Genomic DNA, 20,490 nt, shown 5'->3' with positions numbered 1-20,490 from the left:
ATAGCACGCCCGGGTTAACTATGATGAAATCGACTGAATCTCTCCATTATTATCATCGAGGTTAACCTGATGCGGGGCATCAAAACGACACATGTCCGCCATATATTTCAGGGGCTGGCAGCACTGATTATCATCATAACGGGGATCAAGCTGGGCAGCACACTGGTTATTCCCCTGCTGCTTTCTGCCCTGCTTGCCTTGCTGGCCAATCCTGTGGTTGATTTGCTGGCGCGGTTCAGAGTTCCGCGAATCGTCGGAATCCTGTTTACCTTAACGGCCTTTGTCATCTTCGCCCTGTTATTCCTGGGTAATGTTGCCAGCACGGTTCAGGAGTTTACCGCCGCACTGCCCGGGTATCGTGAACAGCTGACTGAGTCGTTTAGCAGGACTCAGGCTTTCCTGACACAGAAAAATATCCGTATTGACCTGAAAACCTTTATGGACTCCTTTGACCCATCGGCGCTTGTCAGTCTGCTGACCAATATGATTGGCAAACTCGGCAGCACCATGAGTTTTGCCCTGCTGATTTTAATCGCCGCCATCTTCATGCTGCTGGAAGCCCCGCTGCTGCCGGGTAAGCTGCGCTTGGCACTGTCATCCCCGGACCATGAGTTACAGAGCATGCGTCGTTTTCTCCACTCATTTAACCGTTATGTGGCCCTGAAAACGCTGATCAGTATGATCACTGGCCTGTTGGTTGGCACCATGCTCTGGGCGAAAGGGGTGAACTTTTATGTGCTCTGGGGGCTGGTCGCTTTTCTGTTTAACTTTATCCCTAATGTCGGCTCCATCGTGGCGGCTATTCCCGGCATTCTGCTGACACTGCTGCAGTTTGGCTATGGCGATGCCATGCTGGTTCTGGCGGGCTACCTGGCGATAAACGTGTTTATCGGCAATATCATTGAGCCTAACGTTATGGGACAAGGGCTGGGATTGTCGCCCCTGGTCGTCTTTCTGTCGTTGATCTTCTGGGGCTGGCTGTTAGGGCCTGTAGGGATGATTCTCTCCGTTCCACTGACCATGTTTATTAAAATCATGATGGAATCTTCCAGACAGTGGCGGAACATGGCTATTCTATTAGGACCTGACGACAGTGCAGAGCAACACCAACAGAAGAACAGCTGATTAATAGGTAAAAGGGAGCCGGTGATGGTTGATAAACCTGACGTTGATCTGAAAAAAAATGCCCCGGATAACAATCCATGGATCGACTGGGCAAAAAAGATCCGGGCCATTGCCCAGAACGGGCTCACCTTCTCCAGAGGTGAATTTGACCTTGAGCGATATCACCAATTACAGGCTATTGCCCACGATATGACCGCACTGCTGACCGGAGCCCCCACAGCAAAAGTGGACGACTACTTTCTGCCGGATCATGGTTATGCCACCCCGAAGATTGACCTCCGTGGCGGCGTATTCCTCGATAATAAAATACTGCTGGTCAAAGAGCGCTCTGATGGGCGCTGGGCGCTGCCCGGAGGCTGGGGTGATGTGTGTGAACCTCCCGCTTATGGGGTCGAGCGGGAAATTGTGGAAGAGTCCGGCTATACCGCCAGGGCATTAAAGCTGGTCGCTGTTCGGGATACCCAGCAACACCCCTACCGCCCACGAAGCCCCTATCATATCTACAAATTGATTTTTCTCTGCGAACTGACCGGTGGAGCCCCAAAAGAGAATATTGAAATTTCCGATATCGGTTTTTTTGATATTGACGATCTGCCGGAGCTTTCCGGGGGAAGAACCTTGCCGGAAGATATCCAATTATTACTGGAACACAAAAATAAACGCGAATTGCCCACCGTTTTTGACTGAAACGATGGGCACAATCCGCAGAGAATATTAAGTAATTGTCTTTTAATAAGTTCCCGATTTCCGTTCACCCTGAGTGCTGAGCTTGTCGAAGTATCGAAGGGTCGTGCCACCGAACTTCGACAAGCTCAGTCCGAACGGAGTCGGGCGATGAAAATAGGGAAGTTATTTCCAGACAATTCCTAAGCCGTACCACCCACGGTAATTTCATCAATCTTCAACGTCGGCTGACCAACACCCACCGGAACAGACTGACCATCCTTACCACAGACCCCGACACCGGGGTCCAGTTCCAGGTCACTGCCGACCATGGACACCTTGTTCATCACATCAGGGCCGTTACCGATCAGGGTTGCGCCCTTGACTGGCACGGTCTTTTTGCCATTTTCGATCAACCAGGCCTCACTGGTGGAGAACACAAACTTGCCGGAGGTAATATCCACCTGACCACCGCCCATGTTTTCCACATAGATGCCTTTTTTAACGGTACTGATAATCTCCTCCGGGTCATGCTTGCCAGCCAGCATATAAGTATTGGTCATCCTTGGCATGGGCAGGTGAGAATACGACTCACGTCGTCCGTTACCGGTCGGTGCAACACCCATTAAACGAGCGTTCAGCTTATCCTGCATATAGCCTTTGAGAATGCCATTTTCAATCAGGACGGTGCTTTCTGTGGGTACGCCCTCATCGTCCATATTCATGGAACCACGACGACCGCCCAGCGTACCGTCATCAACAATGGTACAGAGTGGAGAAGCAACCCGTTCACCAATCCGGCCAGCATAGGCAGACGACCCTTTACGGTTAAAGTCACCTTCCAGTCCATGGCCTACCGCTTCGTGCAGCAGCACCCCGGACCAGCCAGCGCTTAATACCACCGGCATGGTGCCTGCCGGAGCGGCTACTGCTTCAAGGTTGGTCATCGCCTGACGCACGGCTTTGCGGGCATACTCAAGGCCGGTGTCGTTGAGCAGGAACTGAAGGTAGTCACCCCGGCCGCCGCCTCCGGCAGACCCGCGCTCAATACGCCCTTCTTTTTCAGCAATAACACTGACATTCAAACGGACCAGCGGGCGAATATCCGCTGCCAGCGTGCCATCGGAGGCGGCTACCAGCACCACCTCATGGACACCGGCCAGACTCACCGTCACTTGCTTGACACTGGGGTCGGCCTTGCGGGCTTCCTGGTCCAGCTTTTTCAGCAGATCAACTTTATCTTCACTGGTTAAAGAATCCAGAGGGTTGGCGGTTCCGTAGAGCGACAGTGGCTGGCTGCGCTGCCATGCCTGAACCTGCTGCTGCTGGCCGACCCGGGCAATACTTCGGGCGGCACCGGCAGCCTGTTCCAGTGCCGGGAGAATAATTTCATTGGAATAGGCAAAACCGGTTTTCTCGCCACTCATGGCGCGAACACCGACCCCGCTGTCGACATTGAAACTGCCTTCCTTAACGATGCCATCTTCCAGCACCCAGGACTCATGGCGCATGGATTGAAAATAGAGGTCAGCGGCATCCACATTGTGCCCCAGAATGTTATCCAGAATCCTGCTGAGTTCACTGTCGCCGATATTGGCTGGAGTCAGCAGTTGGTCGCGGGCTGTTGTAATAATATCGGTCATAGATTTTGTCACCACTTTTGTTACCGCTTTTGTCAGCAGCACGTTTTGTCAGCAGCATGGCTTCACACTGGTTTATTCTTATTGCAAGCCTACTCCCTGAGAACGGGCTAACTCAAGGGAAGTATGAAATTTCCAATAGCAGTTTGGCATCCGAAAATAACCTTTTGAGAAACTATATATCATCCAATGGCAGCAGTTGCTGTGGATCAAACTCTTTTCCCCGATGATAATGGCGATAGAGGCACACACCACCAAGACCGACCACGGCAACCACGGCAGTAACGCCGACGGCAATACCGGCAATTGCGCCTGTGCTCAGGCCTGTTGCAATGGCAGGTGCAGCCGCAGCTATTGTTGATGATGATGTGGGCAGGGTTAAAGGCATACCCGTAAATGTTGTCATCGGTGTTGTTATTGGGCATGTGCCATCGGGTAATGATGAACTGAGCTGGCAATCGGAGCTGACAAAACGCTGGTCAGCTGAGGCACAGAGTGTATCGGCGCTGATATTGGTATCACTGCTGCTCTGAAAATTAACCCGGGTGTTTACGGTGCGGATATCAGTCAATCTCGCATCGGATTTATCTGCAAACCCGCTGGCAGCATAGCCGGCAGCGACACCGGCACTGCTATTTCTACCAACCGCAATCACCTCGCTGTTTACAGCGGTTATGGCATTGAGTTCACCATAGCGCTCAATTTTACCGGCACCGACTCCGGCATTAGCACCGTTGCCCATGGTGAATACCCGGCAGTTCAGTGCAGTGATATTGTTTGCTTCCCCGGCATGGCTTATGGATCCGGCACCAACTCCGGCATTGGCACCGTCGCTCATGGTTCTTACGGTGCTGTTAATCGCCGTCAGGTCACGGACTTCACCCAGAGGGTCAATCTGGCCACCGCCAATGCCGGCGAAAGCCTCAGGGCCAGAGACTTCCACGTTATTACATACCGACGTGACATGGCTGAGTTTGCCCTCAATAAGCCCACCTCCGATCCCCCCATGGGCTTCGTAACCTTGTGTACTTATCCGGCTATTTTGTACCGTAACGTCATCAACCTGCCCCCGGATCTCACCCGCGACCATACCGGCAAGCTGGCCTCTCCCCCTTGTTTCAACGGTGCAGTTGTGTACTTCAATATTTTCAATGCGGCTTTCCCTGCTGAGTTGTTGTGCCGTAATAATCCCCCCTGCAGCCGGGGAATCACCGTGAATGGTTACGCTGGCGTTGGCAACCTTGATATTCCCGATACGGCTGGTGTCATCCATGGTACAGGCGACCACCGCAGCGGCTTCGTTTTCTGCCGATACCCGGGCATTAACCACTTGCAGATTGTTAACGCTGCCCCGAAGGTCCCGGAATAAACACATTGTTTGCTGATCAGTGATACGGTCCTGTCCATGATAATGGCCGGAAAAAACGACAGTTTTATCATAATTCAGCTCAGAGCCATCCAGATCACCGGTCTGGATGTAGTAGGCATTGGCTGGATAATCAGCATCCAGGCCGATTTTATTGAACGTTTTGCTGTCGTTTATCGGAATGGGTTTCCAGACAGACCCTCGTTCCGCAATCAATGGCGTTGTTGAGCAGTTCCAGAGGTTATCCATAACAGGATCCGGATGCACCTGACAATCACTGGTAACTAAACGAGGGTCGGCAGTACGGCATAAACCCGGCATCGTCAGATTCCCAACATTGACCAATTCACCGTTAACCAGGCTGTTGAGTGACCGGACATCCCCGATCACAGCGCCTCTAAAAACACCACCGTCAGCTATGCCAGCATTAGCGCCAGTCTCCGTGGTGACTGTGCAGTTCACTGCACGGGTATTGATCACCTCGCCAGCGTTGTAGCCTGCACCAATGGCAGCACCATCATTTGCGCCCCTGCCACCGGCTGAGACCGTGCAGCTCACTGCGTTGGTTCCGTTGACCCGGTCATGCACATACCCGCCGCCAATGCCGGCAGAGGCGGCATTCCCTTCGGTTCTCACGTGGCTGTCCAGGGCAACCAGGTCATTGATGGAATCCTTAAGAAGTTTGCCTCCGCCAAAAGGCCCGGGCAGGGTGTGGCCAACCTGCCCACCACCAATACCGGCATAAGCCCGGTTGCCATTGGTAGTGACCCGGCTCTTCACCACCGTCATGTTATTAATTTTACCGGTTACCATTCCTCCGCCAATGCCGGCATCTGACCCAGGTTTGTGGGTGCTGACATTGGTCCCCGACACCGTCAGATGTTGTATATCACCATCGACCTCCCCCCCACCAATCCCCGCATCCGCCTCGATGCCCCGGGTTTCCACCTGGCTGTCCGAAACCGTCAGCCGCTCAATCTGTCCTTCCATTTCGCCAGCGCCGATACCGGCATCTGAGTTTAAACCTGATGTTGTGACCCGAGCCCCCTCCACGTTCAGGTGGTTCATCTCACCCCGGGTCTTACCAGCGCCGATACCGGTCGGGGAATAGTTCCCTGAGGTTAAGACCGAACTGTTTTTCACCTCGGCTCTCTCAATCTGGCTGCCTTCTTGCTGAAGCCCGGTAATGACTCCGGTGTACGTTGAGTCAGACCGTGCAGATTTTCTGCTATTGATGATACGGCTATCCTCTATCCGGACATCGCGTATCGTTGATTTTCCCTCCATTTCACAGGCCAGTGCCGCTGAGGACTTATCCGTATTATTGATATTGGCATTGGCCACGCGCAGGTCGCGGACCTCGGAATAATGCCCTAGCTTGTGGAATAGGCAGCGACGGGAATCACTGATGGTATAACAGTCACCGTTATAATGGCCGGTGAACGGATGATCATCATCACCCACTGACACGCTGCTGTTATGGCTGAAGCTTTTTGTCTGGCGGTAGTAAGCGTCAGCGGGGTAGCCCTCCTGACCAATTTTGCCCAGGGTTTCGCTATCACCAACCGGTATCGGATTGTCCGGTGAGCCTGGTGATGTCCCGGCAGAGGGGACAGCCGCCGCACCGGAAAGCCTGTCCAGGGCAACCATTGCCAGGGTCGCAGCAGCGGGGCCGGACATGCTGCCTCCGCAACGGTTGACCGGTCTGTTCTGTTTTCGTCCTGATGCTTCTGTGGCCATCATGCTGTGCAAATCCTGACTCAGGGCAACAGATGAGCAGAGGGTGCTGACTGCATCGCTGACAACCTTGACGGAAGGTATCCAGCAGGAAGCTACCTTACTGGCCAGTCCAACTTGCCGGACGATATCGGTCATCGAACCTGTCCTGCCGCTTTTATTATCGGAATCGGCCGGGTTCATTACATCCACTGTTACGGGCTGGCTGATCAGGGTGGGTTGCTGCAGGTTTTCGGGGACATAAGCCGGCGACAGCGAAGCGAAGAAAGAGGTGATGCCTGATCGAATGGTAACGGCAAACCTCCCGGATTTGCCCACAGGTTCAGACTGGGTTGTCGAGGCAATTCCCGGGTTTTCGGCAGGGGCGGTCAGAGTAGCGTTCAATGGCAAATGTGATTGCATGTATTGTTCTCCATAATGCTGTCAACACAGTTTCAAACAGGCAGAAAGCCAGCACTGCTGCCAGGAGGAATCCGCTGCCTGCAAGCCAGCCATGCAGGCAGCAGAACATTCATAAATGGATACAATCAGTTATTGGCCTGCTGATTTAAGTGTTCCAAAGGTATTTCAGGATCCGCTGGTTGCTGTGCCTCGTCCCGACGATGATAGTGTTGGTAGAGAGCGCATAGACCAATGCCCGCAAGGATCGTGACAGCGGTACCCAGGCTGACACCCAGGACAACCCAGGTACTGATGGTTCCAGCCAATGGTGCAGGCGTGACGGGCAGTGCCGTTGCCGGGGGCATGCCGGAGAATGTCATTGATGCTTCCGGTAACGTCACCACGGTTTCCGTTACTGGTGCTGAGGTTGTCATTGCCGCCGTTGCCAATGGTGTTGTGGGAGTGATCGTGGCATTGATGGACGGTAACGGCGTTGAGATGGTGTTTCCTGTAATGGTTGTATTGGACATTACCATTTCGTTGAGCAATGCCGGGGTGGTCAGAGCAGGACTGGACAACGGAGTGCTTGTGTTGGCCATTGCCGTTTTGCCCAGTGGTGCCGGGGTAGTCTGAGTATGGCTGGACGGCGGGCTGGTAGTTCTGTCCATTGTCGCTTTGTTGAATGGCACCGGGGTGGTCTGTGTATGGCTGGACAGCATGCTGGCTGTGCTGTCCATTGCCGTTTTGTTGAATGCTGCTGGGGTAGTCTGAGTATGGCTGGACAGCGGGCTAGTTGCGCTGTCCATTGCCGTTTTATTGAATGGTGCCGGGGTGGTCAGAGTATGGCTGGACAGCGAGCTGACTGTGCTGTCCATTGTCGTCTTGTTGTATGGTGCCGGGGTAGTCTGAGTATGGCTGGACAGCAGGCTGCTTGTGCTGTCCATTGTCGTTTTATTGAGTGATGTCATTGCCGGTTGTTGTGAGGTTGTATCAGCCATCGCAGGGTTATTGGTCGAGGATGCCGCTGTCTGCGGGCTATATTGCCGGACAGCAGGTGAATGGGCAGGTGTAGCAGCAATAGATGTTGCTGAACAGTTCCAATGCCAATGGTCTTCAGTGAGTGAGCCCGACGTGAGTTGGCAATCATCGGTTACAAAACGGGAGTCAGCGGTACGGCATAATTCGGATGAATCTGCAGAGCCAAAGTTTTCCAGCTCACCATTAACCTGGCTGTTCAATGATCGTATATCCGCTGTACTGCCGGCCTTACGACCGGCACCAATACCCCCACTCCCATCCGCCGTTGAAACAGAACAGTCAATAGCGCTGATCCCTCTGACCTCATCATTCACCACCCCGCCACCAATGCCGGCATGTGCCAAACGGCCTTCCGTCCTTACGTGGCTGTCCACGGCAACGAGATCATTGACGGAACCCCTGATAAGTTGGCCTCCGCCGCCAAAAGGTCTAAGACTGGGCCTCATGCCAACCTGTCCGCCACCAATGCCTGCATAAGCTATGGGAGCTTTGGTGGTGACATGGCTCTTGATCACCGTCATGGTGCGGATATCACCGGCCACTTCACCGCCGCCAATGCCGGCATCGGATGAGAACTGATCAGTGCTGACATTACTTGACAGAACCGTCAGATGCTCAATATCCCCGGTGATTTTGCCCCCTCCAATCCCGGCATTAGAATGGCTACCCCGGGTTTCTACCCGGCTATCGGTTACTGCCAGATGCTCACCCTGTCCAGCCATCCTGCCAGCGCCGATACCCGCATCTGAGTGACGGCCAGAGGTGGTGACCTGACTGTCTGCGACATTCATATTCTTCATCTGTCCCCTGGTCGTACCACTGCCAATGCCGGCCGGGGAAAAGTTGCCAGTGGTTGTGACCGAACTGTTTTTCACATCAACGCCCTCAATCAGGCTGCCTGTTTCCTGCTGTCCGGTGATGACGCCAGTGGAGGTACGACTAAAAAGATTAGCAGCCCGCTCGTTGATAATGCTGGTATCCTCGACAAGGATGTCGCGAACCGTTGATTGTTCGCCCATTTCACAAGCCAGTGCCGCTGAGAACCGATCACTGTTTTCGATGGCTCCATTGGCGACATGCAGGTCATGCACAATGGCATCACGCCCAAGCTTGCCGAATAGGCAACCCTCCGGATCACTGATGGTATGACACCCCCCATCATAATCCCCCTTGAATGGCGTGCTCCAGCTCCCAATGGTCACACTGTTGTTATGGCTGAAACTTTTTGTCTGAAGGTAGTGACCGTCCAGGGGATAGCCTGGCTGACCGATTTTGCCCAGTGTTTCGCTATCCGCGACCAGTATCGGACTGTCCGGTGCAGCCGACGTTCCGGTCAATGGTTTGCTGCCAGGAAGCGGTGTGGTGGTATGGGACAGCGCTGTTTTATGCATGGTTGTCGGCGTTGTCAGTGCATCGGTTGCTGGTTGTGTGATTGGATTTGCTGTCACGGTTTCCGTGATGGGTAATGTCGTTGGCTGAGGAACCGGGGCCGAAGTAGCAGTGGAGCTTGAACAGTTCCAATGATCTCCGGTGAGTGAATCAGGGTTCAGCTGACAATCACTGGTCACAAAACGTGCATCAGCCGTACGACATAAACCGGGTAAGGTAACATTGCCAAAGTTTTTCAATTCACCATTAACCTGGCTGTTCAGGGAGGCGGTCCCCTTCTCGCTGCCTGAACCGAGTGCCTTCCCAATATCTGCAAAACGCCCGGTGACTGAACTGTTCACTGCGGTGGTATCAGCAACTTGCCCCATGTTCCAACCGGCACCAATCGCAATCCAGGAAAGGTTCTGACTGGCTGAAACAGAACAATCGATAGCCGTTATGCCGTTGATCTCACTTTGCTGACCAGCTACAAGGCCACCGCCAATAGCAGCAAAGCTGTGATCATTTTCTATGTTGACCCGGCTTTTCAGGGCAACAAGTTCACTGACCTTGCCAGCAACAGGCGGAAACACTCTGCCAACCTGCCCACCACCAATGGCAGCATGCCCGCTGGTTCCCGTCGTTGTGACCTGACCGTTGACTACGGTGAGTTGTTTTATCTGGCCAGTGACCAGGCCACCACCTATGCCTGCTGGAGAATAAGCCCCTGCACTGGTAACCTGAGTGTCTCTAACGGTCAAGCGCTCGATATTACCATCAACCCATCCTCCCCCGGCTCCGGTATCTGTGTTCCGCCCTGAAGAAGTGACTGAGCAGTTAACAATCTCAATGTCTTTCAGAACGCTCTTTTTACCCTGTAGCCCGGTAATTACCCCGGCGGTACTGACCGACTCTGAGGATATTACCCCTTGCCTGGTTGCCACGCTGCCATGTTCAATCCGGACATCACTGACCGCAGAGCCACCGGACATTTTACAGGCCAATACGGCAGAGTGCTGCTTGCCGGTTTGATCAATGGTGGCATTGGCAATACGCAGGTTCTTAACGTCGGCACCGGACCCGAGTTCACCGAACAAACAGTCCTGCAGATCGCTTATGGTATGGCACCCACCGTCGTAATGGCCCTGAAATGGCGTGCTGTCACTGCCAACCGGAACACTGGTGTTATGGCTGAAGCTTCGAGTCTGCTGATAATGAGCGTCCGGGGGATAGCTATCGTTACGGCCGATTTTGCCCAGTGTTGCGCTATCCTCAACGGGTATCGGGTTGTTCCAGGCCCCGGGTCTGCCTTCTGCAGGCAGGGCCGCAGCACCCGCCAGCCGGTCCATCGCCATCAGGGTGGCGGTTGCCATGGCCGGACCTGATACACGTTTTGCTGTGCCCGAAGCGGTTACCGGCTTGTCTGGCTTTTCATCTTCCTGTTTTTTATCAGTGACCTTTTGCGAATGGTGTTTTGACACATTGTCTGAACCGCTGGCTGGCTCTTTACCAGACTTTCCCGACACGGCCATATTATCCAGGCTATTCGCCAGAGAAACGTAAGAACAGATGGTTCCTATCGCATCGCTCACTGCACTCACATTGGGTACCCAGCAGGAAAGTACCTTACTGGCCAGCCCAACCCCCTGGACGACACTATCCGCCAGGCTTGTTTTGTCGTTTTTATTGTCAGCAGGCAGCGTATTGGCAACCGGTGCAGCTGGCTGGCTGGTTTGTCGTTGATGCTCAGGAATATAATTGGGAGAGAGAGAGCTGAAGAAGGAGGTAACACCTGACTGGACAGCAACTGCAAACTTTCCTAATGTACCAGTGGGTTTGGTTTTTGCTGGTTCGTTAAGGTAGGGATTACTGGTTACATCTGTCATTGGTGCATGAGTTGAAGAAAATGGCTGCACAATTTACTCCATAAATGTTGTCTCGGTTATACATTGAGAGTGCCATTGTCGTATGAGTAAAAAACAAAGGCATACACCTAGGAGGCTAGATGGCTTTTTGTCATTATTTCAGTTTTGGTAAGATTGCTTTGGACTACATAAAGTCATAAGCAATTTCTTTTGCCGTGAAAGATATTTTGCTTTATTCGATTGTTCTCACTTTTTGCGTCGGCTTGTTCAACGTTGAGCTCTGCTATTTCCAAACCCTGAACAAGAACGGGGCGGTCAGAGTAGCGTTCAATGGTAAATGTGATTGCATGTATTGTTCTCCATAATGTTGTCAACACAGTTTCAAACAGGCAGAAAGCCAGCACTGCTGCCAGGAGGAATCCGCTGCCTGCAAGCCAGCCATGCAGGCAGCAGAACATTCATAAATGGATACAATCAGTTATTGGCCTGCTGGTTTAAGGGTTCCAAAGGTATTTCGGGTTCCGCTTGTTTCGGTGCCTCGCCCCGACGGTGGTATTGGTAGAAAGCGTATAGACCAATGCCTGCAAGGATCGTGAAAGCTGTACCCAGGCTGACACCCAGGATCAGCCCGGTGTTCGGGATTGTAACCAGTGGGGGGGTGGTGGGCAGTACCGTTGTTGGGGGCATGCCAGCAAATGTCACTGATGCTTCCGGTAACGTCACCCCGTTTTCCGTCACTGGTGCTGTGGTTGTCATTGCAGCCATTGCCAATGGTGCTGTGGAAGTGACCGTGGCATTGATGGTCGGTAACGGCGTTGTCATGGTGTGCCCTGTAATGGCCGTATTGGACATGACCATTTCGTTGAGCGGGGCCGGGGTTGTCAGAGTTGGGCTGGACAGCGGGCTGGTTGTGTTGGCCATTGCCCTTTGGCCCAAGGTGGCCTGGCTTGTCAGAGTTGGGCTGGACAGCGGACTGGTTGGGCTGGCCATTGCCGTTTTGTCCACGGGGGGCTGGCTTGTCAGAGTTGGGCCGGACAGCGGGCTGGCCATTGCCGTTTGGTCCACAGGGGCCTGGCTTGTCAGAGTTGGACCGGGCAGCGGGCTGGTTGTGTTGGTCATTGCCCTTTGGCCCAAGGTGGCCTGGCTTGTCAGAGTTGGTCTGGACTGCGAGCTGGTTGTGTCGGCCGTTACCTTTTCATTGAGTTGTGTCATTGCCGGTTGTTGTGAGGTTGTATCAGCCATCACGGTTTTATTGGTGGTGGCTGAAGCTGGCTGCAGGAACCGGCTATGTTGCCGGGTAGCAGTTGAACGGGCAGGTGCGGAGTCAGTAGATGAGGCAGTAGATGAAGCAGTAGATGTTGAACAATTCCGATACCAATGGTCTTCAGTGAGTGAGTCAGTTAGCTGACAATCATCGTTCACTAAACGGGAATCGACGGTACGGCATAGTTCGGGTGAATATACAGAGTCAGAGTTTTGTAAGTCACCGTTAACCCAGCTGTTCAACGTTCGTATTTCCGTTGTTTTATTACCATGACTATAACCGGAATCAATACCCGCACGCCTATTATTCGCCGTTGTAACATTACAGTTAATGGCAATGCCCCCCCTGACCTCACCAGCCACCATCCCGCCACCAATGCCGGCATAGGCCCGGGAGCCTTCCGTTCTAACGTAGCTGTCCAGGGCAACAAGATCATTGACGGAACCATCAAGCCCGGGTTCGCAATGAGTTCCGAAACCACCAACCATCCCGCCACCAATGGCGACATTCGCATGCTTACCATCGGTAGTGACCCTGCTCTTTACCACCGTTATGTTCCGGATATCACCGCACACTTGGCCGCCGCCAATCCCGGCATGAGCCAGGCCACCCATGGTTAGTACCCAACTATCGGTGACTGCCAGATGCTCAATCTCTCCAGACATCTTGCCAGCACCGATACCTGCAACTGAGTAACGCTCAGAGGTGGTGACCGAACAGTTTTTCACAACAGCGCACTCAATCAGGCTGTCTGTTTGCTGCAGTCCGGTGATGACGCCAGTGGAGGTACGATTAGAAGCCCGCTTGTTGATAATGCTGGTATCCTCGACAAGGATGTTGCGAACCGTTGATTGTTCACCCATTTCACAGGCCAGTGCCGCTGAGTACCGATCACTGTTTTCGATAACTCCATTGGCGACATTCAGGTCATGCACGATGGCACCACGCCCAAGCTTGCTGAATAGGCAGCGCTGTGGGTCTCTGATGGTATGACCGCCTCCATCATAACGCCCCGTGAATGGTGTGCTCACGCTACCAATAGCCACACCGCTGTTGTGGCTGAAACTTTTTGTCTGACGGTAGGAACCGTTCGGGGGATAGCCTTCCTGACCGATTTTGCCCAGTATTTCACTGCCATTCACGCATATTTCACTGCCATTCACGCATATCGGGTTGTTCCTGGACCCTGGTTTTCCTTCTTCGGGCAGGGCCGCAGCACTCGCTAGCCGATCCATCGCCATCAGTGTGACGGTTGCAATGGCCGGACCGGACACACTGTTTGTTGTGTTGGAAGCGGTTACCGGCTTGCCCTGCTTTTCATCTTCCTGGTGTTTATTGGTGATCTCTTGCGAATGGGGTTTTGGCACATTTTCCGAACCGCTGGTTGGCTCTTTACCCGACTTGGCCATATTGTCCAGGCTATGAGCCAGGGAAAAGGAAGAACAGAGTGTTCCTACCGCATCGCTCACTTCACTGACATTGGGTACCCAGCAGGAAAGTACCTTGCTGGCCAGCCCAACTCCCTGGACGACATCAGCCACTAAACTTGTTTTGTCGTTTTTATTTTCAGCAGGCAGCATATTGACAACCGGGGCAGTTGGCTGATTGGTTTGTCGTTGATGTTCAGGAACATAATTGGGAGAGAGAGAACTGAAAAAAGTGGTAATACCTGACTGGACAGCAACTGCAAACTTTCCTAATGTACCAGAGGGATTTGTTTTTGCTGGTTCGTTAAAGGAGGGATTGCTGGTTACATCTGACATTGGTACATGAGTTGAAGAAAATGGTTGCACAATTTACTCCATAATAGATGTTGTCTCTGTTAGATATTTAGAGCGCCATTGTCGTATGAGTAAAAAACAAAGGCATACACTAGTACATCGTTTCAATGAGTTTGACGTGTACAATCTCCGTTCACCCTGAGCGTCCATCGTCTCCGCTCAGGATGCGCGGACTAAGGGGGCTTGGCACGATCTATCAGAGTCCGGAGTTTCCGTCCTTCGACAGGCTCAGGACGAACGGAGTGTGGAGGCACGACAACCAGTCAAACTCATTGAAACCATCTACTAGGAGGCTAGATGACTTTTTGTCGTTATTTCAGTTTTGGTAAGATTGCTTTGGACTACACAAGGCCATAAGCAATTACTTTTGCCGTGAAAAATATTTTGCTTTATTCGATTGTTCTCACTTTTTGCGTCGGCTTGTTCAACGTTAAGCTCTGCTATTTCCAAACCCTGAACAAGAACGGGGGCAAAGAAAGCAATATGCATAGTACACTACGAAGTTTACATTTTTTTAACGCAAGCATACTATAAACTCAAACGTTTACTTCTTGCAGAGGATGACTATAATCGCGCCAAAGCGATTTTTGACAAAAGCCGGGCGATTTCCAAAAGTGATCTGGACGCCATCACCACCCGATTCAATCTGGCCCGGAACCGTGTCGATGAAGCAAAACGACAGCATGAGTACACCGAGCTGCGAGCACCTTTTGACGGCATCATCGGTCGTAAACTGGTGGACAACCATATCCAGATCCAGATCCAGGCCAATGCGCCAGTGCTGGTGCTGCATGACCTGAGTGACCTGGAAGTTGTGATTAACCTCCCCCATCAGATGATGCTTTCCGAGCAGAATCAGGCGACAGTCAATGCGGAATTATCCGGTGGTATTCGGATTTAATGACCTCAAGGGCTTCCGCGTTCTGCCGGGCATGGCTGTTAAAGTCACTGCGTCCAGCACCCGGGCGGAAGGCGCTCTGGCAACCATCACCGTTCCGCTGACGGCAGTGGTTCCGGACAATCAGGGCGGCCAGTTTGTCTGGGTGGTTGGCAGTGACAGCCGGGTGAAAAAACGTTTTGTCAAAGTGGGCAACCTGAATAACAACCGCATTGAGATCAGACAACACCTGACCACCGGTGAACGGGTCATTATCGCCGGTGTCTCCAGCCTTAAAGAGGGCATGGAAGTTCGCCCATATACCGATAGCTCTGCTGAAAAAGCCACGAAAGGCTCTGGAAAAGCTGATGGCTCTTTCATCAAAAAAGCTGATGGCTCTCTTATCAGAAACGCTGATGGCTCCACCCAGAAAAGTTCTGGAGTCTGATGCATGGATATTGCACGCTACACCATCGCAAAACGCACCAGTGTCTGGGTGATTATCGCCCTGACCCTGATCGGCGGCTATATCAGCTACCTGAAACTGGGTCGCTTTGAAGACCCTGAATTCGTTATTCGTCAGGCGGTCATTAATACGCCTTATAATGGTGCCACCGCTCAGGAAGTAGCCGATGAAGTCACAGACCTGATCGAAGGTGCGGTTCAATCCCTGCAGGAGCTAAAGGAAGTAAAGTCCGTCTCCAAACAGGGCATGTCCGAAGTGACCGTTGAAATCCAGCTGGAATTTGCCAAAAGCTCCGGGGATTTACAGCAGGTCTGGGACAAACTGCGGCGGAAAATCAGTGATGTTCAACGGCAACTGCCGCCCGGTGCCGGCCCATCCATCGTTAATGATGATTTCGCCGATGTTTATGCCCTCTTCTTTGCCGTAACCGGTGAAGGGTTCAGTGACCGGCAACTGCAGGATTATGTCGACACCCTGCGTCGTGAGCTGGTACTGGTGCCGGGCGTAGCCAAAACAGCCACGCTGGCCGAACAACAGGAAACCATTTTCGTCGAAATATCCAGTGAACGGATGGCCAGGTACGGCCTGTCGGCAGAGAAAGTCCTTCAGGTACTGCAAAAACAGAACCTGGTGGCCGTTGCCGGCAGTCTTGCTACTGATGCCATGCGCATTCCAGTGATTCCCTCCGCCAGCGTACACTCCTTTACTGACCTGAAAAATCTGCAGGTCGGCGTTGGTGAAAACAACGCCGTACTCCGCCTGGGCGATATTGCCGATGTGACCCGGGGATACCGGGAACCGGCCTCCATGCTGATGCGCTATAACGGCGAACGGGCCATTGGGTTTGGTATCTCCAATGTCACCGGTGGCAACGTGGTGGATATGGGCGATGCGGTCAAGGCACGGATTGCTGAACTGGAAAACCAGCGACCACTGGGCATGGAGCTGGATGTGATTTCCATGCAATCCGATTCGGTGCGTGCGTCAGTGGCCATTGCTGGGCGGAACCGTTGTGGGCATCTGTGCCTTCAGTGCCATTGGTCTGTCACCGTCGGATATGGGGGAATACGCCGGTTCACTGTTCTGGGTAATCCTCTACTCCATGCTGTTCAGCTGGGTATTTGCGGTCACAGTCACCCCAATGCTCTGCCATGACTTTATGAAAGTGAATACCAGCAAGGCGGCCCCAAAGCCAGGTCGAATGATCACGGCCTATAAAGCGCTGCTGGTATGGGTTATTAACCATCGTCTGGTAAGTTCAGTACTGCTACTGGCCACAATGGCAGTAACCATCTGGGGTGTGCAGTTTGTGCCTCCCGGCTTTATGCCTGATTCACAACGCGCACAGTTTGTGGTGGACGTCTATCTGCCACAGGGTTCCGATATCAAGCGTACCGAAGCAGTGGTTGCTGATATCGAGCAGGATGTAAAAGCTAAAGAAGGCATCACCAATATCACCAGCTTTATTGGCGGCGGCGGACTGCGCTTTATGCTGACCTATTCGCCAGAGGCGCGGAACCCAAGCTACGGTCAGCTGCTGATTGATATTGATGATTACACCCGAATTGCGCCGTTATTGAGCGAACTGCAAACAGAACTGGACACCAAATACCCCGACGCATCAATAAAAGCCTGGAAGTTTATGCTGGGCCGCGGTGGTGGCAAGAAGATCGAAGCCGGTTTCGAGAGTCCGGACAGTCAGGTGTTGCGTCAACTGGCTGAGCAGGCCAAAACAATCATGCTGAATGAACCTGACCTGATTGCGATTCAGGACGACTGGCACCAGCAGGTACCTGTCCTGCGTCCGGTATACGCAGCTGAAGAAGCGCAACGTTTCGGCCTGACCACACCGGAGATCAACCAGGCCATTACCCAGACACTGACTGGCCGAAACGTCGGGGTGTACCGTGAGGGTAATGAGCTGATTCCTATTGTGGTCCGCTCACCCGAGGATGAACGCAACCATCAACGGGCTATCGAAAATACCGAAGTGTTCAGTCAGGTGGCGCAGCGCTTTATTCCGGTGAGTCAGTTGATCGATTCAGTCGATGTCGTCTATCAGGATGCCATCTTGCGTCGTATTGACCGCGTACCTACCATTCTTGTACAGGGCGACCCGGCACCCGGTGTCCTGACGGCGGATGCATTCAACAATATCCGCAGCAAAATCGAAGCGATTGAACTGCCTCCCGGCTATCAGCTGACCTGGTATGGTGAATACAAAGCCTCAAGGGACGCTAATGAAGGACTGGTGATTTCTGCGCCTTATGGTTTTGCCGCCATGATCCTGTCGGTCATCTTTATGTTCAACGCCCTGCGCCAGCCCCTGGTCATCTGGCTGACCGCACCGCTGGCACTGGTGGGCGTCACTATCGAGCTGGTAATCTTTCAGACGCCTTTCGAATTTATGGCGATACTGGGCTTTTTAAGCCTGATCGGCATGATGGTAAAGAATGCGATTGTTCTGGTGGACCAGGCGGATGTGGAAAGCAAAGGTGGGAAACCGGCGTATCATGCCATTATTGATGCCGCCCTCAGCCGTGCCCGTCCGGTGTTGCTGGGTGCCCTGACCACCATACTGGGCGTGGCTCCGCTATTGGTTGATCCGTTCTTTAAAAGTATGGCAGTGACCATTATGTTTGGTCTGCTGTTTGCCACCATTCTGACCCTGGTGGTTATTCCACTGTTTTATGCCATCTTCTTCAAAGTGACTGTTGAAACGGCATAAAAGCGGATAAGAATATTCGCTCCTGCCGGGAGCGAATATTTTTTCAACCATTAACCTGCCTACCATTAAGATCAGTATCACTCTCCCTTTAGGATTTCTAAACTGATGTCAACCCGGTACCGGTTCTGTTGGCTGAGGATTCACTGATGAACAACACCCAAATCAACTATGCCGTTCAGGACGCCATTGAGTGGTCACTGATGCACGGCATGGCGGTAAAAACCGCCAAAGATTCTGCACGACACTGTGCCTTCAGCTTTGCCCCCACCCTGATCGGGCGTGAACGCTTTGAATTGTTGAAATCCATTGTGCCATTGATGGGCAAGCTGATTCACGGTGTTTCAGAAGACCATGGTTTTCTTCTGGATGCCATTGAGCCGCTGTGCAGTGGCGATGTCTTTTTTGCCAGCCTGCTGGAGCTGCACCAGAACATCCACAGCAGCACCAAGCCTGCCAGACGGCTGCCCATGCTGCTGATGCGCACAGACTTTATGGACGATGCAGAGTCTGGCCCGAAACTGATCGAATTTAATGGCATTGCTGCCGGTATGGGGCCTTTTGGTCAACGGGCCCATGAGTTGCACCATTATCTGCAGTATCAGTGGCCAGCGGCCTTTCAATCCTGGTCCGAGGCAGATGACCTTGAACTGATTCCAAATCATGGCATAGAACATCTGGCCAGGGGTATTGCCGGCGCAGCGACGATGGTACGTTCCCAATCCGGTGAACAGAGCCAGCCGTTGTTCCTGATGGTTGTGCAGCCCGATGAAAGCAATGTCTATGACCAGCACCTGCTGGAAGAAGCCATCCAGAAAGAGGGGGTCAAAACCGTCCGTCGTACCTTCCGCCAGCTATACGACCAGCTCACTTCCGGAGACAATAGTCGTCTGCTGCTGGAGGGGCTTGGCGGTATCGATGCCATCTACCTGCGGGCCGGTTATCAACACTGCGACTATGTTGCCCATGATCTGGATGGTGTCCGCTGTTGCTCCGAGCTGGGCAAGGTCAGAATCCTTATTGAACAGCACCGGGTGGCAGTGAACGCCACCGTTAGCCAGCAACTGGCCACCAGTAAGCGGGTACAAATGCTGCTTTGTGACATGAACGAAGAACAGCTGACCCGGTTTGGCCTGACAATGGCAGAGGCCCAACAGGTGAAGCCGTTCCTGGGGGAGATGCGACCAGTGGATGATCAGTCAGCCCATTGGTTTGCCGGGCAGAACCCCAACGATTGGGTGCTTAAGAACCAGGGAGAAGGCGGCGGCCACTGTGTTTTTGACCATCATATCCTGCCTCGCCTGAGCAGCCTCAGGTCTGAAGAGTATTCGGCCTGGTCACTGATGCGTCGTCTGCATCCACTACACCGTTCTCATGAAGCACTGGTGGTTCGAAATGGTGAAGCACAACCGGTAGATAACCTGATCAGTGAGATCGGCATGTTCACCCTGCACCTGGATGGGCACTCCCTGACCAGTGATATGGGGTACGCCGGTTATCTGGTACGCAGCAAACCTGCAACAGCCTCTGAAGGCGGGGTCCATAGCGGTCAGGGGGCGGTGGACTCACTGGCCTGCACCCGCCCCCCCTGGCAACGCCTGTGTTTCTGACGCCCTATTGCGCTGAAGACTGGTGCTTTATTTGGTGATCGTCGTCTTTTCTCAAGGTACAAATCTTCATGCTCATCGCGGTCGTTGGAAAACACGACAGGTATCGGATCCTGCAGGTCTTTTTTTGAGTTTTTAGCGCCTGGTTATTGGATCTTTTTGGCGTTTACCCGGTCTGAGTAACCAACCCAGAAAACGTAAGTGAAAAAGTCTCTTACATGGACAGCATTCCCTCCAGTCCGGCAGAAGCCATACCCACTGAGAATGCAATCTGCCCGATATGCCACGATGATCTCTACCGACCTGAAGACCCGGAATTTGCGGGCAGGCACGTCACCATAGCCAGGCCTTGCGGACATAAATTCCACCTTAACTGCCTTACCACCTGGACCGATGATCACCTGACGTGCCCCGTGGGGCGCAGAGTCATTGAGACCGTAGAGCTGGAAATCCTCACCCTGCCCCCGGACTGGCGGCAGCAGATGATCACGGCAGCAAAGGAGGGCGATATCAGGACCATCCGTGCCCTGCTGAACCGGGGGGCAGACGTGGGTGCAGGCCAGCCAGGGGAGCCTTCCCCCCTGGTC

General features: G+C 53.0%; 13 protein-coding genes. 7 read left to right on the top strand and 6 right to left on the bottom strand.

All coding sequences use genetic code 11. From position 1 onward, the window contains the following. The first annotated feature begins 69 nt into the window (after positions 1-69). The gene (locus tag ACO6UY_RS12035; protein WP_422490056.1) at positions 70-1,125 is read left to right on the top strand and encodes an AI-2E family transporter; all 1,056 of its coding nucleotides are present in this window, start codon (positions 70-72) and stop codon (positions 1,123-1,125) included. Positions 1,126-1,149: 24 nt separating this feature from the next. Next, positions 1,150-1,812: an NUDIX hydrolase gene (locus ACO6UY_RS12030; RefSeq protein WP_422490054.1), complete on the top strand. Its 663-nt coding sequence runs from the start codon at positions 1,150-1,152 to the stop codon at positions 1,810-1,812. 179 nt (positions 1,813-1,991) lie between these two features. Here the strand turns inward: ACO6UY_RS12030 and tldD are convergent, their stop codons facing one another. From tldD to ACO6UY_RS12000, 6 genes are all read right to left on the bottom strand, one after another. After that, a complete protein-coding gene (tldD, locus tag ACO6UY_RS12025; protein WP_422466353.1) occupies positions 1,992-3,431 on the bottom strand; it encodes a metalloprotease TldD in 1,440 nt (479 codons plus the stop codon). Between the two features lie 172 nt (positions 3,432-3,603). After that, entirely contained in the window at positions 3,604-6,933 is a 3,330-nt protein-coding gene (locus ACO6UY_RS12020; protein ID WP_422490053.1) for a hypothetical protein, read from the bottom strand. 125 nt (positions 6,934-7,058) lie between these two features. Continuing rightward, entirely contained in the window at positions 7,059-11,204 is a 4,146-nt protein-coding gene (locus ACO6UY_RS12015; protein ID WP_422490051.1) for a hypothetical protein, read from the bottom strand. 173 nt (positions 11,205-11,377) lie between these two features. Continuing rightward, positions 11,378-11,641: a hypothetical protein gene (locus tag ACO6UY_RS12010; RefSeq protein WP_422490049.1), complete on the bottom strand. Its 264-nt coding sequence runs from the start codon at positions 11,639-11,641 to the stop codon at positions 11,378-11,380. 16 nt (positions 11,642-11,657) lie between these two features. Beyond that, positions 11,658-14,240 carry a hypothetical protein gene (locus tag ACO6UY_RS12005; RefSeq protein ID WP_422490047.1) on the bottom strand — a complete coding sequence of 861 codons (2,583 nt, stop codon included), beginning with the start codon at positions 14,238-14,240 and terminating at the stop codon, positions 11,658-11,660. Positions 14,241-14,772: 532 nt separating this feature from the next. Continuing rightward, positions 14,773-15,060: a hypothetical protein gene (locus tag ACO6UY_RS12000; RefSeq protein WP_422490045.1), complete on the bottom strand. Its 288-nt coding sequence runs from the start codon at positions 15,058-15,060 to the stop codon at positions 14,773-14,775. A gap of 37 nt (positions 15,061-15,097) precedes the next feature. Here ACO6UY_RS12000 and ACO6UY_RS11995 point away from each other — a divergent pair, with 37 nt between their 5' ends. The 5 genes from ACO6UY_RS11995 to ACO6UY_RS11975 all read left to right on the top strand — a co-directional run. Next, positions 15,098-15,553 carry an efflux RND transporter periplasmic adaptor subunit gene (locus ACO6UY_RS11995; protein WP_422449212.1) on the top strand — a complete coding sequence of 152 codons (456 nt, stop codon included), beginning with the start codon at positions 15,098-15,100 and terminating at the stop codon, positions 15,551-15,553. A gap of 3 nt (positions 15,554-15,556) precedes the next feature. Further along, positions 15,557-16,726: an efflux RND transporter permease subunit gene (locus tag ACO6UY_RS11990; RefSeq protein WP_422449214.1), complete on the top strand. Its 1,170-nt coding sequence runs from the start codon at positions 15,557-15,559 to the stop codon at positions 16,724-16,726. Continuing rightward, positions 16,629-18,299: an efflux RND transporter permease subunit gene (locus tag ACO6UY_RS11985; protein WP_422490089.1), complete on the top strand. Its 1,671-nt coding sequence runs from the start codon at positions 16,629-16,631 to the stop codon at positions 18,297-18,299. The genes ACO6UY_RS11990 and ACO6UY_RS11985 overlap by 98 nt, the downstream gene beginning before the upstream one ends. Before the next feature lie 146 nt (positions 18,300-18,445). After that, positions 18,446-19,906 (top strand): glutathione synthase, encoded by a 1,461-nt coding sequence (locus ACO6UY_RS11980; protein ID WP_422459381.1) that lies wholly within the window; start codon positions 18,446-18,448, stop codon positions 19,904-19,906. A 215-nt stretch (positions 19,907-20,121) separates the two neighbouring features. Next, the coding region (locus tag ACO6UY_RS11975) for an RING finger domain-containing protein (protein WP_422490043.1) at positions 20,122-20,490 on the top strand (369 nt) is incomplete at its 3' end.

Source organism: Endozoicomonas sp. ALE010 (assembly GCF_049310165.1).
Taxonomy (GTDB): Bacteria; Pseudomonadota; Gammaproteobacteria; order Pseudomonadales; family Endozoicomonadaceae; genus Endozoicomonas.
Note: the sequence above shows the minus strand (reverse complement) of the source record. Positions and strands in the feature narration are given on the sequence as shown.

What these genes read in the sequence shown, in the direction of transcription:
- ACO6UY_RS12010 (WP_422490049.1), bottom strand. Translation starts at nt 11,641, where the DNA reads ATGTTCTGCTGCCTGCATGGCTGGCTTGCAGGCAGCGGATTCCTCCTG.
- ACO6UY_RS11980 (WP_422459381.1), top strand. Translation starts at nt 18,446, where the DNA reads ATGAACAACACCCAAATCAACTATGCCGTTCAGGACGCCATTGAGTGG.
- ACO6UY_RS11995 (WP_422449212.1), top strand. Translation starts at nt 15,098, where the DNA reads ATGCGGAATTATCCGGTGGTATTCGGATTTAATGACCTCAAGGGCTTC.
- ACO6UY_RS12030 (WP_422490054.1), top strand. Translation starts at nt 1,150, where the DNA reads ATGGTTGATAAACCTGACGTTGATCTGAAAAAAAATGCCCCGGATAAC.
- ACO6UY_RS11990 (WP_422449214.1), top strand. Translation starts at nt 15,557, where the DNA reads ATGGATATTGCACGCTACACCATCGCAAAACGCACCAGTGTCTGGGTG.
- ACO6UY_RS12015 (WP_422490051.1), bottom strand. Translation starts at nt 11,204, where the DNA reads ATGACAGATGTAACCAGTAATCCCTACCTTAACGAACCAGCAAAAACC.
- ACO6UY_RS12035 (WP_422490056.1), top strand. Translation starts at nt 70, where the DNA reads ATGCGGGGCATCAAAACGACACATGTCCGCCATATATTTCAGGGGCTG.
- ACO6UY_RS11985 (WP_422490089.1), top strand. Translation starts at nt 16,629, where the DNA reads ATGGGGGAATACGCCGGTTCACTGTTCTGGGTAATCCTCTACTCCATG.
- ACO6UY_RS12020 (WP_422490053.1), bottom strand. Translation starts at nt 6,933, where the DNA reads ATGCAATCACATTTGCCATTGAACGCTACTCTGACCGCCCCTGCCGAA.
- tldD (WP_422466353.1), bottom strand. Translation starts at nt 3,431, where the DNA reads ATGACCGATATTATTACAACAGCCCGCGACCAACTGCTGACTCCAGCC.
- ACO6UY_RS12000 (WP_422490045.1), bottom strand. Translation starts at nt 15,060, where the DNA reads ATGGGGGAGGTTAATCACAACTTCCAGGTCACTCAGGTCATGCAGCAC.